Source organism: Thermogemmatispora argillosa, from assembly GCF_059696725.1.
The window spans coordinates 4,543,464-4,558,680 of record NZ_AP019377.1 but is presented as its reverse complement, the minus strand read 5'-3'; the positions used below and the strand labels follow the sequence as shown (position 1 = coordinate 4,558,680).

The window sequence follows — 15,217 nt, the reverse complement described above, 5'->3', positions numbered from 1 at the left end:
TCGCCCCTCGCCTTTGAGACAAGCCAGGCCAGAAGCTGCCGGTGCGCTGCCTCGACCAGGCGTTATCTGCGGGCGTGGGCCAGTCTTTGGTTAGGGCAGGTTCGTTAGAAGCGAGCAGGCCCGATATAGAGTTGCGAGAAGGCAATTTCGCTGCCTTCTTCTTCCACGTAGAGGCCAATGCCACCGTTGACAGGAGCGGAAGGCGTGGGATCACGCAGCGGCGAAGCAGAGATAGCTTTGCCATTGATAAAGAGGCGCAAGAGCGGACCATGAGCATCGACCTCCAGGGTATTCAGCGCCCCTGGTCCGATCAGCAGGCTGGGAGCCGGCCCCTCGATGAGGGTGGTCCAGTGACCGCCATAGCGCCAGACGGCGTATGAGCCGCCTCCCCAGCTAGCAACCGCAAACACGTAGTAGCGTTGCTGGTCGCTGCTGACCCGAAAGACGACCCCGTAATAGTCGGCCTCATCATGGGAGCCACGCACCTGACGTACGTTGACGGCGAGGTGAAAATTGTCAAAGCGGTGGTGAGCATAGAGGGCCAGGGCACTGGTATGGGCCGAGGTATTGAGCAGATGATACTCGCCGTCGGCGAAGAAGGCGCCAGGACCATGCGGCCAGTCGGCGGCTCCGACGAGCAGTTGATCTACAGGAGCAGTGGCCACGATCGCGGACTGGGATACGGTTCTGTTCGCTTGGGAGGCGCCAGGGCCAGAGGGGCTGGCCGACGGCATGCGAGCAGCATGGAGGGCATAGGAAGCATAGGCAAGCGAGCCAGAGCAGAGTAGAAGCGACAGGAGCAGGATGAGAAGCAGGGGTTTCCATCTGATGTTCAAGAGCGGCGACAGCGGCAGAGTCTCCAGGCGTTGGACGAGTGAGAAGGGCACCCAGGCCGGTAGCAGCAGGCCATGCAGGCTCAGGCGCAGGCGCGCCGGGGTGTCGGGGCCGCTAATGGCCAGGCGGAAGGCGTCGCTAAAGAGTTGAGCAGAGGCGAAACGCTCTTCAGGAAATTTGGCCAGGGCTTTGCGCAGGACATAGTCAACCTGGGGCGGAATGTGCGGATCAAGCTCACAGAGGGCTGGCGGTGGCTCGTGGACATGGAGCAGCGCCAGGGCAATGGGCGAATCGGCCAGGAAGGGCGGACGCCCGGCCAGCAGATAGAAGAGGGTGGCCCCCAGCGCGTAGATGTCTGTCCGGTGATCAACTGGCTCATTGAGCGCCTGCTCTGGAGCCAGATAGTCCGGCGTGCCCATCAGTGGCGACTCGCCAGTTACCTGCTCACTGGCTGGCGCCCCTTCGCCCTCGCCTGGCAGTTCATCCCTTAGCAAGCGAGCGATGCCGAAATCGGAAAGGAAAGCGTTTCCCCGCCCATCAAGTAAGATGTTGGCGGGCTTGACGTCGCAATGGATGTAGCCACGCTGATGAGCGTAGTCCAGGGCTGAAGCAATTTGCTCCAGATAGTGCGCGGCCTGTTCCAGGGAGAGAGGACCGTGCTGCCGCACGTAGTGGGCCAGCGTGCCACCGGCCATATAAGGCATAACCAGATAGGCGAAACCGGCTTCCTCGCCCCACGTGTAGATAGGCAAAATGTGGGGATGCTCTAAACGGCTGGCGGCCTGAGCTTCCTGCAGGAAGCGGCGCAGGAACTCGGCCCGCTTGGCCGGCGTCAGGTGAGTGCGCGGAAGAAAGACTTTGAGCGCTACCGGTGCGGCTGGCGTGGCAGGCTCGCTGCTGCGCGCCAGGTAGACGGCGCTGGTTCCACCGTAGCCCAGCAATTTTTCGAGTACGTACCCCCCCAGGGTCTTGCCGATCAGTTCCTGCCCCCTGCTGTGCAACACTTCGCGGCTCCTCTTTCCTGTGCCTCTCGCCCTGGCGGTGGGCGGTGGAAACGCTTATGCCAGGCCAGAGACAGGCAGGCTATGCTCTCTGCGGTTGTTCTTTCCTCTTATGCCGGTCGGTGGCGGTTACGGTGTCGCCGGACTGGGAAGCTCCTCCGGGCGACCAGGTGGCATGACCGGACCGGACCGGAACCGGCAGAACAGGCGCAGCCTGGGCCTGCTTTCGCCGAGGCGCGAGCAGGCTCAGGCCGAAGGGCGCGGGCGATCAGACTTTAGAAGCAGAACTCGCCATCGCGCATAATCAGACGGCCATCAACTTCGATGGTGCATCTTGTTGGCACTACATCTACATGAATGCGGGCATCCCAGTCGGCCCCGGTATATTCGGGGTAGGGATTACCAAAGGCTATATGCAACCCAGGGATCTTCTCGTCCTGGAGCAGGTTGCCGACAGGCTCTTTGAGGCTGATGAGAGTACCTATGGCAAACTCGCCGACACGGTTCCCATTAGGCACCGAGAAGAGATAATCGCGCAGTTCCTTGGCGATCGCCGTGTCTTCGCTTGTCACTTCTGTGGCATAGCCATTCTTAATGGTAATGCGCACGGGATGCTTGAGGACGCCATATTTGGCGGAGAAGAAGTCGCCGAGAACGTCGCAGACTACCACCCCATTGACATCCGCCGGGGCTGTAAAGACCTCGCCTTCGGGGAGGTTGCCCCACTGGCCTTGCTCGTGATAGCGCCCGTGACAGGGAATCCACTTCCAGTGCTTGTGGAAAGTTGCGGTCAGGTCGCTGCCTTTAGCCGAGGTGACATGGATGCGCTCGGCCTGACGCACGATCTCATAGACCTTATTGGTAATCTCGTAGACCTGGTCGTAGTCGGCGCACATCCCCTCGGCCATCAGCCGTTCATCAACGCCTGGCATGTGACCATGCCGGACGCGCAACTCCTTGGTGAGGAAAGGCAGCAAAGGAATACGGAAGCCGATCTCACCTGGGCGAGTGGTGGCGATGTAGAAAGTGACTGTAGGATGGAACTGCTGCAGGTCCTGGCGCAGACTGTCAGGAAAGGTCGTTAGGGGGCGCTTGCCATAATGCTCCAGGAAGTGCACGCTGACATCGGCGTGGCGATCAAGTGCCGCCGCCGCGATTCGACGGGCGATTGCTCCCCGCTCATAGTCGGTCAAAATAAAGAGCCGGTCGGTGGCCGCCACCCCCATGCAGCTCAGGGCGTTTTCGGCCCCACGCTGGACTCTCTCTTCAAAGCTGAGGCTGCTCTGAACGTTCGTGGTTGCTCGCTGGCTCATGGTTCTCCGTTCCTGTCTTCTTCTGACTGCACTAAGCTCACGATGCGCTTCTCGCTCTCCCTACTCTAGAGAACGCAATGAAGATCGCCGATTTTTTCATCCAACTTCCGACTCACCCTTCGCCTGCCAGGCCGCGGAGGCCCGGTCAGGTCTCTTCGGGACGCTCTGGAGAGAGAGACGCCGTCACTCCCGTCAGGGTAACGCCTCTGGGAAACGACGGTCAGCCTGCTCTCTCCGCTTCCAGTATAACGAGAAGGTGAGAACTACCGATCCAGGTCGTTGCTATACTCCATACAGAAAGACAGAGCCTGCTTGTTTTGAAATGAAACGGAGGGGGAGTAGCGGCAGAGCGGCGGCAACAGGTGGGCAGTGAATGAGAAGGGAGGAGAGCAGTGAGCGAAGATTTCCGCATAAGCGATGTGGTGGACTATCTCACACGGCTCGGACTGCGCGTCGCCAGCGTGGATGAGCGTCAGGGGATAGTTGAGTTAGTCTTTCACGATGAGCTGGGTCAGTGGCAACTGCTGATCATGCTGCAGGCTGGTCCGCTGGGGCGAAGGCTGCTCTTTATCGTCCCCCACCTGAGTATTCTGCCGCAGCGGCAGCGCCTGAGTTGCCTGGAAGCGTTGATGAGCCTGAACTACACCCTTCCGCTGGGACGCTTTGGCCTGGATCTGGAGGACAGCGAGATACGCTTTAGCGCCAGCCTCTATCTGGGTCAGCAGAGGCTGGCGTTACAGGCGTTTCGCCACTATCTGGAAGGGGTCATTCAGACGATTGTCATCTATCACAGCCTGCTGCCGCGCATCATCTATGGGCAGTGCACGGCACGGGCTGCCCTCGCTGCTTGTGAGCAGGCGTTTCTAGAGAGCTACGAAAGAGAAGGCCTCTCCTGGGGCGAGCGACTCAGCAGCGAGCAAGCACAGGCGGAAGAAGACGAGTCCCTACGTGAGGCGCCGCAGCCTGAGCTGGATGCTGCCGAAGTGTTGGCAGAGATCAGGCGTATGCTTCAGGAGAGACAGAGCCAGGAACGCGATAGCAGTTCCGACTAAGTTCTTGACCTGACTGAGCTTCGCTGGCTTGGGCATCTCCCAGGCCCTGGACGCAACTGCAGGGCGAGCTGTCACAGCATGTCACGCCAGGGGAGCGCTTGCTCATTGCTTTGGGCCGATTCGCTGCGCGCACTCTGCTAGAACGTTTTCTTGCTCTTATTCGAATAATGGCCATTGAGCTGTGAGCGCATTGGAGGAGAATAGGGAGGCTCATCCTCATCGTCGTCAAGGGGAGCCTCGGGCGCCATCTCCTCTAGCTGATCGAGCTGAGTGGAGTTCAGCCTGATCCAGCGATCTGCCGTCTCGGTCTCGGTGCTTGTGCGACGGAAGGCGCTGAGGCGTTTCCCGATCTCCAGGGCGGCCCAGGCCAATATGAGGGCGGCTACGACAAAGCCGATATAGCCCAAAACGGTCTCATCCATTTGGCCATCTTTTGCGGCGCCTCCTCACCCTGGACGGCATGCTCAGGCGAAAGTTGAGAGGCGCCGCCTCCTTCCCACGTGATTACTGTGCAGTCGACGTTGAACTCTCCCCCACCAGGGGAGGAAGCGGCTCACGGAGTCACTGGTTGTAGTCTACCCAGCGCAACCGTTGCACGTCAAGCCAGAGATGGCCATCCCGGCTAGCCGCCCTGGTGGGAGAGAAGGGCCTGCAGCGAGCGACGCGCCTGGCGCACGCCGAGGCAGGCCAAAGCCGGGGCCGGTCCGGGTCGCGCCTCCTCGCTTCCGTCTCACTCACTCAGGCTCTAGACAGTCGTGATGGAGCCGTCGGCATTGACGCGGATCATGATCTGTGGAAGCGGGGTCGTGGCAGGACCCTGGACAACGCTCCCCTTCTTGGCCGGATCAAAGATCGCCCCATGAGCAGGACAGACCAGCAAATGGGTGGCAGGGTCGTAGTTGACGGCTACCCCCTCATGGGTGCAGCTACGCGAGTAGGCGGCGAATGTCCCGCTCGGCAGATGAATGAGCAGCCCCTGTTTGCCATCGGCAGGGTTGGTAAAGGCCTGGGCAGAATTGAGAGCCAGGGCTGTGGTGCCGATGACTTTCGCGTTTGACTTGGTACCAGAGCTGGCGCTGGTCTTGCCTGGCTGGCCGGTGGTCTGCGACTGGCCAGTGCCCGAGGGAGAGGACGAGGTCGCCGCGCCGGGTCCCTGGCTGGAATGGAAGAGGCCGCTCAGGAGCGATTGCGCCGCCGAGGTTTTGAGAGCCAGCCCCAGGCCAGCCGCCGCCAGCCCACTGCCGGCCAGGAGTGCTACGACCTGGCGCCGTCGCCGCTTGCGACCACGGCGTGTGCTCACTGGGATGTCCGTCGCCAAGGGGACCCCTTGCGGCAGTTGGCGCGCGCGCCCCGCCAGATCTTCACGCTGCTCCCGCGGAGCGGGCAGGACCACCGGAGCCGCTTCTGCGTTCTCAACCACGGCGGGCGCCCTGGCAGCCGCCGCGGCGGTCTGCCCTGATGTTAAGCGTTTTGGAGCGTAGTCCTCGGGCCGCCCGGACCACCAGGCGAAGCTATCAAGATCGGCGCTGCCGCCACTGGGTACGGGCATGGGCGGAGCCGGAGGCATGGGAGGCACAGCCTGGGGCAATGTACCAGGCAAAGAGACCATCTCACGCCTGGTCCCGCTGGCCGCCGGGGCGCCAGTCCCAAGGCCAAGGGCGGGCGCCTCCTTTACCAGAGGCAAAGGCTGGTCTTGCCAGGCGCCGCCTCCGGCCAGAGGGCCAGTCGTCGGCAGCTCTCGCCCGCGCTGTATGCTGGGCAGGCGCCCGGTGATGATGGGAGGCCGGAGCTGCCAGTGAGCGCCGGAGCTGGTTAGCTCATTGTCCTCGGCCAACCGGGTTTGAGTCTGGCCTGTGGCAGAGGCGGCGGGCGCGGCTACCGCAAAGCTCTGCTCTCTGCGCAGCGCGCGGGCGTAGGCGGCGACAAAGGCCCCCGCCGAGGGGAAGCGCCGCGCCGGATCGCGCGCCAGCGCCTGAGAGAGCACCTCATCGATCTCTGGAGGCAGCGAGGGACAGAGGTTGCGTAGCGCTGGCACCGGCTGTTTGACATGCTGGAGGGCGATCTCTAGCGAGTCGTTGCCTGTGAATGGCGGCTTGCCGCTCAGCATCTCATAGAGGATGATCCCCAGCGCGTAGATGTCAGCGCGGGCATCGACCTGCTGCTGACCAAGGACTACCTCCGGGGCCAGGTACTCAGGCGCCCCGAGGAAGGTTCCGGCTAGATTGAGCAAATGGAGATAGGGATGCTCGACACGCCGGACACCGCGCAGTTGGAGGAGATCAACCAGGCCAAAGCCCGCGACCGTCACATGGTGCTCATCACCCTGAAGCACAATATTGGCCGGCTTCAGGGCCCGGTGCACAATGCCTCGCGCATGAGCGTAGTCCAGTCCCGCCGCCACCTGCTGGAGGACCTCCAGCGCGTAGGAGGGGGCACAGCGCCCATCACGCTTGAGAATGTGCGCCACTGAGCCATCGGTGACGTAGGGAGAAATCAAGTACGGATAGCCGAGCTGCTCGCCAAAGTCGTAAATCGGTAGAATATGCGGGTGGTCCAGCTCAAGCAGAGCCGTCGCGATCTGGGTGAAACGCCGGATGAAGCGGTTACGAGCACGGACCGAGAAGTCTTCGGGAATAATGATGGCGGTAACTGCCACCGGCACGCCGCTCACGGGGTGCCGGGCCAGATAGACGGCACTGACACGACCTTTGCTCAGCAGTTGCTCAACACGGTACCCTCCCACCATCTGCCCCACCAGCAGATCTTCTTGCTGCTGCGTCTCGTACATAGCATCTCCGTTCTCCAAAACTGTACCCATCGCTGGCTGGACGGGTCAGAGACAGTTCCGGTACCTGTCGAGCGAGGGCCAGCGCCCCAGCTCGCCACAGAAAGCAGGGCAGAAGCTGAGACTGTGCACCCCTCCTCACAGGCAGCCCATAGGCTCGCATTCTGCAGATGCTGCTCGCTCGCCTGGCGCGCCACGCCACAGGCCGGCTCCCTCCCTGAGATCGCCTGCAGGCAGCGCGCTCAGAGCCTGTTTGCTGGGCTTTGGTTGCGTGTGTTCACGGCTCCGACGTAATGAGATTACAAAGTATATCAGAGCGAGTCAATCTGTTACGCCTATTGTAGGACTTGTGGGTTATTCCCGCAGGAAACTCTTTCACCAGCGACTCCCGCCAGCCCGGCAAACCGGGAGCTGCACGCAGCAGGGGCGGGGCGCTCTCTGCTCCTCAGTCGCGGCGGCTAGCAGCGACGGGACCCAGGCGCCGGCAGAGCCAAACAAGAAGACGGGCAGTCGGGGGGAGCACGGTGGAACCCGACCGCCCGTGGAGAGCGAAACGAGAGAGAGTGCGAGCCGGGAGGCGGCGGGGGACCGCCTCCCGCACGGGGAAAAGGGGAGGTCGCTTCGGTTGCGAGATTTGAACTTATGTTCTAGTTTCAGGATACCATAGCAGGCGCGAAAAGTCAAGAGGGGTGTCCTGGTTGGTGGCCACGTCTCGCGCGGGTCAGCCGCTGTCGTCGCAGCGGCCTGCTCCCGGCGCATGGGCTGGGCCAGAGCTGACAGAGATGGTACAATGGGCAGAGAAGGCGCTGCCCCCTTTGCCTCCGCCGTCGGGATGCTCTTGCGGCAAACGAGGCGATGAGGGTCTTATACGCTATTTATTTGTGGGAGCGCTGAATCTGGAGAGAAAGCGAAGTGCCTCGACTATGGCAGATGTACGACCTTTCCGTGGCATACGCTATGCGCCTGAAGTGGTGAGCGATCTCGGACAGGTACTTTGTCCGCCGTTTGATGTGATTTCACCGGAGGCGCAGGAGCGCTATTATGCACGCCATCCTTACAATATGATCCGTCTGGAGCTGGGGCGCGAGTTTCCCGACGATACGAGTCTCAATAATCGCTATACGCGGGCGGCCCAGACCTTTGCCGAGTGGCGCAGGGAGGGCGTGCTCCGCCAGGACCCTGTTCCCAGCTACTATCTGTATCAGCAGCGCTTCAGCTATGGGGGCCAGAGCTATACGCGTACGGGCCTGGTGGCGCGTGTGCGCCTGGAGCCGTGGAGCGCGCGGGTAGTGCTGCCCCACGAGCTGACGCTGAGCAAGCCCAAGGATGACCGACTCCAGTTGATGCGGGCCTGCGCCGCCAATTTTAGTCCGATTATGGCCTGGTACGAGGACCCGCAAGCGCGACTGCGACGCCTGCTGCAGCCCTATGCTGAGCGCGCTGAGGTCCAGGTCCGCGATGAGCTGGCCGATGAGCATCGTCTGCACCCGATCACGGACCCGCAGCAGATCGCGCTGATCCAGGACTTTTTCAGTCAGCGCCAGCTCTTTATCGCCGACGGTCATCATCGTTATGAGACGGCTTTGAGCTATCGCGAGGAGATTCGTGAGCTTCATCGCGGGCTGGACCCGGAGGATGGGGCCAATTTCGTGATGATGGTGCTGATCGATGTGGACGATCCTGGCTTGCTGGTGCTGCCGACGCACCGCTTACTGTCGGGTCTATCCGCCGAGCAGTTGCAGCGGCTGTCTCCCACCCATCTGAGCCGCTATTTCCAGGTTGAGCACCTGGAAGGGGAGAGCGGACGGGGCGCGGCCCTGGTGCGGCGTCTGGCCGAGGCGGGGCGGGCGGCGCCGGCCTTTGCGCTGCTGACCAACGAGGGGAGCTGGTTGCTGACGTTGACCGAGGCGGGACGGGCACGGATGGCCGAGAGCGGGCGAGCGCCGGCCTGGAATGCGCTGGATGTGGCCATCGCTCATCGGTTGTTGCTGGAGGAGCTGCTTGGTCTCAGCGCTGAAGATGTGAGCGCAGGGCGCTATTTGCGCTATACGCATGAGACGGAGGAGGCGCTAGCCGCTCTGCCGCGCGGCGAGGCGCAGGCGGTGCTGCTGCTCAATCCAACGCCTGTGCGTCAGGTCTGTGAGGTGGCTCGCGCCGATGAGCGCATGCCTCAGAAGTCGACCTATCTCTATCCGAAGTTGGCCAGCGGGCTGGTCATTCATCCGCTCTGGTAGCGTCGGCCAGGCTGATGGTACGAGCTGCCTCCCTTCTTTGTCTGTCAAGTGGCCCGGCTGACCAGGTGCCAGGTGCGCGCCCTCATCCCCGGGCCTCTCTGGGCCACAGGCTGACTGTGGCTCAGCCGTTCGTCTGTGCAATGGCTTCTTGATGCTGCTGAGTTGTGGAGACCGACCAGGGGTCTGGTCGCACGTCTACGCGACGCCAAGGAGAGGAGCGACGTCCACTATGACGACGACACTGATTGCTGCCGCACAGCTTGAGTCAAGTCCCTCTGTAGAGGAGAATCTTGCGAAGGCCCGTTCGGCGATTGCGCTGGCGGCCCAACGGGGGGCGCGCCTGGTGATTCTGCCGGAGATCTTTATGGCCTATCTCTCGCATGAGGAGTTTACAGCTCCCCATGCGCGCAGAGTGGCGCAGTCCCTGGATGGTCCTTTTGTGACTGGCCTGCGCGAGGCGGCGCGGACGGCCCAGGTCTGGGTTGTGGCCGGGATGATCGAGACGGCCAGCGAGAGCGAGGAGAAGACCTACAATACGACGGTGGTGATCGATGGGCAGGGCGAGCTGCTGCGCGCCTACCATAAAACGCATATGTTCGATGCCTACGGCTATCGCGAGTCGGATGTGTTTGTAAGTGGCGATCAGCTCTTTGAGCCGCTGGCGACGCCGTTCGGGCGCATGGGGCTGTTCGTTTGCTACGAGCTGCGCTTTCCCGAGGTGGCGCGTTATCAGGCGGCGCGCGGCGTTGATTTCTTTGTGGTGCCCTCTGGCTGGGTTAATGGCCATTTGAAGGAAGTGCATTGGCGCCATCTGGTGGTCGCGCGCGCCATTGAGAATACGGCCTATGTCTTTACCTGCGACCAGGCCGGTCATCAGTTCCTGGGCCGCTCGCTGCATGTCGACCCGCTGGGGGTCGTGCTGGCAGAGGGGAGCGAGGGCGAGCAGGTAGTTTTTGGTGAGCTTGATTTGCAGCGTCTGGAGCAGGCCAGGACAAAGGTGCCTTCGCTGCAGCATCGGCGTACGGATCTCTATCGCTAGCAGGCTGCGGCTGGCCAAGGTTTGAGCAGCAGCGTTGGCTGCCAGGTGACTTCTGCCTGCCCAGGCCAGGCGCGGAGCCGGTCCAGAGGTGGACCGGCTTAGCTAGCGTGGTGGGAAGAGATCACCTGGCAGCGGCTGCAGCTCGTCATTGTCGAGCGTTTCCAGGAGCATGCGGAAAGGTCCCTGACGGATCGAGAGGCTGAGGAAGGCGCGGACAAAGGGCTGTTCTTTGAGGGGGTGGCCCGAGGCTGGATGCAAGGCTGCCGCGACGGCCCGGATGAGGGCGACCTCCTGCTGCCGACCGGCGAAGGCGAAGAGCTGGCCTTGACGGCGCAGGCGCGCCTCATAGAGGAGGCGCCATTGATCGTCAATCAGCTCCTCTAAGGCCTGCTCGATGACGGCTTCCAGGGCCTGACGCTGATCGGTTGGGGTGGGCTGGCTTTGCCTGGAGCTGCGTCCCCGTCCTCGGCTGCTGGCCGAAGGGACATGGGGGAACTCTATGGTGCCCCAGTAGCGGGCCATAAAGGGCTGGATGCGCTCCAGTGGCTCATACATCCAGGAGGCAAATTCAGGCAAGCGAAATAGCTCATCGCCTTTTTGGACGAGCGGCAGCAGCTCGGGGGCGAAGGGTTGCGGTTCAAGGGCTGTGGCAACGGGCTGGCCCTGGTGCTGCTGCATTTCGGCGGCGAGCAGGGGGCGCCAGATGGCGTAAGCGATGGGGAGCTTGTGGCGCCCGCGACGGTTGAGGGTGGCGGCCTCGGCGATCAGGGCCAGACAGTAGGCCGGCGGGACGGCGAAGTTTGTGAAGCCCTGGTCGCTCATTTCGCGGACGAGGCGCTGCCAGCGTTCGACAGCCATTTCATCGGTGCTGTAGCAGTCTTTGATGCCCCACTGATCTTGACAGAGTAGATTGATCCCCTTGACGGTCCCTTCAGAGTGTTTCCAGGCGAGCATGATGATTTGGGAGCCGGTGCCGTCGATAAAGCTGACCCGGGTTTCATAGAGCGGGTAGGCGGGACGAGCGGCGTCGGCCAGGGCCTGGGCTTCGGTGCCGGGGGTGGCCTGCATGGTGAGGCGTCCGAGGGCGGCGCGGGCGTGCTGCTTGAGGAGACGGTTAGAGCTGGTGCTCAGAAGATGGTTGAGGGCCGGGATCGCCTGCGGCGCGGCCAGGCTGCCCAGTTGTTCGAGGGCGTCAATGGCGGCCATGACAAGGCGCGTTGATTGGTTTTCGAGGAGGGGCAGGAGCAGATGAACGGCCCGCGGGTCATGGCTGCGCCCGAGCCAGTCAACGAAGCCAAGGCGTCGCTCAAGGGGCATGCTGAGCACGTCCTCAAGGACGGCTTCAACGCCCAGCTCGCTCTTGCCAACCAGTTCGAGCAGGCGGCTCTGCATCTGGAGCATGGCGGCCTCGGGGTCGTTGAGGTACTCGACCAGGCCCTCTTCAGCCAGCTCGGAATTGAGTTCGCGAAGGACGGGCGCCAGGGTGAGCTTGGCCAGGTCGCTGACGGTGGGATCGGTGATAAAGTCTTCGAGTACTTCGCGGTCGTCTTCGGTAGCGAGGTGCGAGAGGATATAGACCGCGGTGGAGTGGGCCGCCGGGTCCCGGCGACGGAGCAGGGATAGCACTTTGTCGCGCGCTCCGGCTAGCCATTCCTCGTCGAGCCGCTCTAGATAGGCATCCATTTGCAGCGGCTCGATGGTGTCGCGGTGACACATGGTTTCAAGAATGTCATCGATGCTCGGGAGTGATTCTTTGCGCTTTTTTGGCATGCCTCTCCCTCTTTTCTCTGTCTGCGCTGTCTTCCATCCAAGCAATTCAGGCCACAGGAGTGGAAGTAAACGGCATACGTTGACGCTCGTGCTCTTCTCTTCTCTGCTAGCTGTTCGTGTCTGGGTGGCTGGTGTTGGCTCTCTCTGGCGCCTGCTTGTGCGCCGGGTCGCCGCAGCAGGGGACGACGCGCTGTGGCCCGCTCCGCTCCGCTGGATCAATTGAGCGGCGCGCCTCTGCTGTGGTGAAGGTTGCTGGCTGGCCTCTCTGGCCTGGCCGCTGGTTTCTGGTGCCTGTCCAGCTATGCTTGTGAGGATTGTACCACGTCATAGGGTGTAAGTCGATAGGAGGATGGCGCTGGCTGAGGGACAGGCAGAGCGGGCCAGGGGAACCGGGAGCGATAGCTCAGAAGGGGCTTTCGTCGCGGTAGAGGCGAGGTGGCGGGACAAGGGTCGAGATGGGCGGCTGGTCCAGCTCGTTGAGGGCTTCGCAGAGCAGGGCCAGGCTGATGAGAAAGTCGTCGTGGCCGTCGCTGGGGTTGACGTACATGTCGAGGCCGCTTTCTCCGAGCAGACGGTAGCGGGCCTGACGCAGTTGGTGCCAGCACTCGTGCACAATGGCTGGCGGGGCGCTGGCAGGCCGGTAGAGCTGGAGACGTCCGCCGTTGATGGCGGCCAGGAACTGGTAGGTGAGACGCGATTTGCTGGCGCGCGTGAAGGTGAAGGGGAGGAGCCGCTCATCGCCGAGGCGGCTGCGCAGGAGGGCGGCCAGGCCGGCGCCCAGGCCGGTGGCGTCAATGATGAGGCGGCGCAGGCGCCAGCGCTCGGCCAGGGCCAGGGCGGCGGTGTACTGCTCCAGATAGGGGCGGCCTGTCCACCATTGCTGGTGGACGACGAGCAGGCTGGATAGCCCTAGCTGGTTCCGGCTGAGGGCAGCGATGGTGAGGACGGTGCTATCGCGGCTCCGCCGGTGCGGCACGGCGCCGCTCTGAGTCAGGAGGGCTAGCTCTTGCTCGGGTCGCCGCTCCTCACCGCCAATGTCGATGGCGCCGACGTAGTGCCCTTCTTCGTGCGGTTCCTCTTGCCAGGCGTGGTCTCCCTGGAGGAGGCTGCGCTGGAGGGGGGTGAGCAGGTAGCCGGCGCCGCTGATGGGTTGCAGCAGGTACTGCGTTTGAATGGCGGGATGGCGCTCGCCCAGGCGCTGGATCTCGCTTTCGACAAAGCGCCGGTAGGCCGGGTTGATGGCTGCCAGAGCGCGCCAGTCGTATTCAAAGTGGGTGCGCCGGCCGGCCTGTTGCTCGCGCTCCAGGTTCAGGGCACGCTGGCGGGCCAAGAGGGTGTCATCGCTCCAGGCGGTGCCATAGAGCACGGTGGTGGCGTTCGTGGTGGCGGCCATTGGGCGGAAGTCGCGATCGAATTTGTCGGGGCTGACGTCTTGGGCCTCGTCGATTTCGAGGAGCAGGCTGGCGGTGGCCCCGACGACGTTGCTTTCGGGGGCGGCGGAGAGGAAGAGGATGCGTGGTCCGCAGTGACGGCGCACGAGCAGCGGATCGGGTTGGGGCGCCAGCCCGAGCAGGTGATCGCCGTCGCGCCAGAGACGCTCGGCCAGGGGCGAGGATTGCAGCAGGCTGAGCAGACGCAGGCGGCTGGTGAGAAGCTGCGGTTTGAAGGTGGGGGCGGCTTTGACAATGGTGCCTTCGGGGGCGGTGGCTAACAGATAGGCTTCGAGGACGGCGGAGAGCTGGTTTTTGCCCATCTGGCGCGCCAGCATGACGCTGAAGATGTCGCCGCGCCCGCTGCGGACGGAGTCGAGAATGGCGGCGGCGATCTCGCGCTGGTAGGGATAGAGGGGGCGCGCCAGCACTGTGCTGGCGAAGTGGTCGATGGCGTCTGCGGATGGCTCAGAAGGGAAGAGCTGCGGGTCGATCATGAGTGCACTAGAGCGGGCCAGGCCGGCAGTTGGGTAGTGCTGACGTGACGGAAGGCCAAGACCGCTGCGGCTGCGGCAGGTTGTCGCCACGCTGGGAGAGGTACGACAGCTTGAGCGAGGTGGGTGGCCAGAGGTGAGCAGCCTGGCCCGCTCGCTCGGGTCGAGTGGAGGAGCCTGGAAGGACCGGCCAGCGCCTCGCACCGCTCTCGCCTGGGCGCGGCCTGGGGCCGGTCCTAAAGAAGAGTATAGCATACCGCCCCGCGCGCTGGCAAGAGCCTGACCCGCTGATCCGGCCCCGCCCTGCTCTTCGGCGGGTCGGCAAGGCAGGGCCGGGCGAGTCAAGGGGGACAGCCCGGGGTTGAGGCGCGAGTCCGTGGGTGGGGTGACTCGTGCGCCGGAGAGCTGTAACGTTGGGCCGGGTCGCGGTGAATAGAATGATGTGAGCAGGAGCCGGTTCCTGCGAAGGTTGGTAAGGACAAGGAAAGGATCGCCAGAACTCATGAAGCGTGAGCCAGCGCAAAGCGGGTCTTCGGCAGTCTTCTCGACAGAGGCTGCTCAGTCGAGGTCTGCGGCTGCCTCTGCTGAAGAGGTGGCGCGGGCAACGCTGGAGCGCTTTCTGATCGAGCATACTGAAACGCTGCTGCAGAACCTGCAATTCTATGCCGTACGCCTGGGTCTGGCACGAGAAGGCGAGGCCCGGCTGACGGCTCAAGAGCTACTACAAGAGGTCGCTGTCGAGGCGCTGGCCCATGCTGCGCGCTTCGAGCCGGAACGGCAACCGCTGGCCTGGTTGCTTGGGATCGGGCTGAATGTGATTCGGCGGCAGAAGGCCGAGCGCGCGCGCCAACTGCGGCGCGAGTGGTCTGCTACGCGCCTGGCCCAGGTCCTGGTGCCAGCGGAGGCGGCGAATGAGCTGGATATTTTCGAGCAGGTGCAGGATAGGACAATCCACGGCCCGGAACAGGTGGTTGAGGCCAGGGAGGAGGCCCAAGCCCTGCTGGCGCTCGTCGACGAGGACGATCGTGAGCTGCTGCGGCTGGCGCTGCTTGAGGATTGCGAGCGCGAGGCGCTGGCACGCCGACTGGGGATCAGTTCCGGCGCGGTCCGGGTGCGCCTTCATCGCGCGCTGCAACGCCTGCGCCGCGCCTTCCGTGAGCGCTACGCTGCTCATGGGGCCAGCCGTTCGGCCAGGGGCGCACAGGAGTCAGAAGATGTTCGCTAGAAGACAGCGACCGTGAACAGTGCGAGCAGAGCAGAGAAGG

10 protein-coding genes are annotated in these 15,217 nt (G+C 63.2%); 4 read left to right on the top strand and 6 right to left on the bottom strand.

All coding sequences use genetic code 11. The features are described from left to right. Nucleotides 1-104: 104 nt before the first annotated feature. Together AC6H1L_RS17895 and AC6H1L_RS17890 are read right to left on the bottom strand one after the other, a co-directional pair. On the bottom strand, nucleotides 105-1,838 hold the full coding sequence (locus AC6H1L_RS17895; RefSeq protein ID WP_497598829.1) for a protein kinase domain-containing protein: 1,734 nt from the start codon (nucleotides 1,836-1,838) through the stop codon (nucleotides 105-107). Nucleotides 1,839-2,110: 272 nt separating this feature from the next. Next, the gene (locus AC6H1L_RS17890; protein ID WP_497598828.1) at nucleotides 2,111-3,148 is read right to left on the bottom strand and encodes an aminopeptidase; all 1,038 of its coding nucleotides are present in this window, start codon (nucleotides 3,146-3,148) and stop codon (nucleotides 2,111-2,113) included. Nucleotides 3,149-3,540: 392 nt separating this feature from the next. On the opposite strand from AC6H1L_RS17890, the gene AC6H1L_RS17885 reads away from it, so the two are divergent. Next, the gene (locus AC6H1L_RS17885) at nucleotides 3,541-4,200 is read left to right on the top strand and encodes a type III secretion system chaperone family protein (protein ID WP_497598827.1); all 660 of its coding nucleotides are present in this window, start codon (nucleotides 3,541-3,543) and stop codon (nucleotides 4,198-4,200) included. Between the two features lie 137 nt (nucleotides 4,201-4,337). Here AC6H1L_RS17885 and AC6H1L_RS17880 read toward each other — a convergent pair whose 3' ends face one another. Further along, the gene (locus AC6H1L_RS17880) at nucleotides 4,338-4,622 is read right to left on the bottom strand and encodes a hypothetical protein (protein WP_497598826.1); all 285 of its coding nucleotides are present in this window, start codon (nucleotides 4,620-4,622) and stop codon (nucleotides 4,338-4,340) included. 323 nt (nucleotides 4,623-4,945) lie between these two features. Beyond that, nucleotides 4,946-6,988, bottom strand: a complete 2,043-nt coding sequence (locus AC6H1L_RS17875) for a protein kinase domain-containing protein (RefSeq protein ID WP_497598825.1) — start codon at nucleotides 6,986-6,988, stop codon at nucleotides 4,946-4,948. A gap of 920 nt (nucleotides 6,989-7,908) precedes the next feature. On the opposite strand from AC6H1L_RS17875, the gene AC6H1L_RS17870 reads away from it, so the two are divergent. Then, nucleotides 7,909-9,219, top strand: coding sequence for a DUF1015 domain-containing protein (locus tag AC6H1L_RS17870; protein ID WP_497598824.1), 1,311 nt, complete (start codon nucleotides 7,909-7,911; stop codon nucleotides 9,217-9,219). A 229-nt stretch (nucleotides 9,220-9,448) separates the two neighbouring features. Then, entirely contained in the window at nucleotides 9,449-10,258 is an 810-nt protein-coding gene (locus tag AC6H1L_RS17865) for a carbon-nitrogen hydrolase family protein (RefSeq protein ID WP_497598823.1), read from the top strand. Nucleotides 10,259-10,360: 102 nt separating this feature from the next. On the opposite strand, the gene AC6H1L_RS17860 is transcribed toward AC6H1L_RS17865, so the two are convergent. Both AC6H1L_RS17860 and AC6H1L_RS17855 read right to left on the bottom strand, forming a co-directional pair. Further along, nucleotides 10,361-12,028 (bottom strand): HEAT repeat domain-containing protein, encoded by a 1,668-nt coding sequence (locus AC6H1L_RS17860; protein ID WP_497598822.1) that lies wholly within the window; start codon nucleotides 12,026-12,028, stop codon nucleotides 10,361-10,363. 403 nt (nucleotides 12,029-12,431) lie between these two features. Then, complete coding sequence (locus AC6H1L_RS17855) at nucleotides 12,432-14,045, bottom strand: phage terminase large subunit family protein (RefSeq protein WP_497598821.1); 1,614 nt, start codon at nucleotides 14,043-14,045, stop codon at nucleotides 12,432-12,434. A 409-nt stretch (nucleotides 14,046-14,454) separates the two neighbouring features. On the opposite strand from AC6H1L_RS17855, the gene AC6H1L_RS17850 reads away from it, so the two are divergent. Beyond that, nucleotides 14,455-15,177, top strand: coding sequence for an RNA polymerase sigma factor (locus AC6H1L_RS17850; RefSeq protein ID WP_497598820.1), 723 nt, complete (start codon nucleotides 14,455-14,457; stop codon nucleotides 15,175-15,177). The last annotated feature ends 40 nt before the right edge of the window (nucleotides 15,178-15,217 follow it).

Bases quoted from the DNA above. Each gene is read 5' to 3' on its own strand.
- AC6H1L_RS17890 (WP_497598828.1), bottom strand. From the start codon at position 3,148: ATGAGCCAGCGAGCAACCACGAACGTTCAGAGCAGCCTCAGCTTTGAA.
- AC6H1L_RS17880 (WP_497598826.1), bottom strand. From the start codon at position 4,622: ATGGATGAGACCGTTTTGGGCTATATCGGCTTTGTCGTAGCCGCCCTC.
- AC6H1L_RS17875 (WP_497598825.1), bottom strand. From the start codon at position 6,988: ATGTACGAGACGCAGCAGCAAGAAGATCTGCTGGTGGGGCAGATGGTG.
- AC6H1L_RS17870 (WP_497598824.1), top strand. From the start codon at position 7,909: ATGGCAGATGTACGACCTTTCCGTGGCATACGCTATGCGCCTGAAGTG.
- AC6H1L_RS17865 (WP_497598823.1), top strand. From the start codon at position 9,449: ATGACGACGACACTGATTGCTGCCGCACAGCTTGAGTCAAGTCCCTCT.
- AC6H1L_RS17860 (WP_497598822.1), bottom strand. From the start codon at position 12,028: ATGCCAAAAAAGCGCAAAGAATCACTCCCGAGCATCGATGACATTCTT.
- AC6H1L_RS17850 (WP_497598820.1), top strand. From the start codon at position 14,455: ATGAAGCGTGAGCCAGCGCAAAGCGGGTCTTCGGCAGTCTTCTCGACA.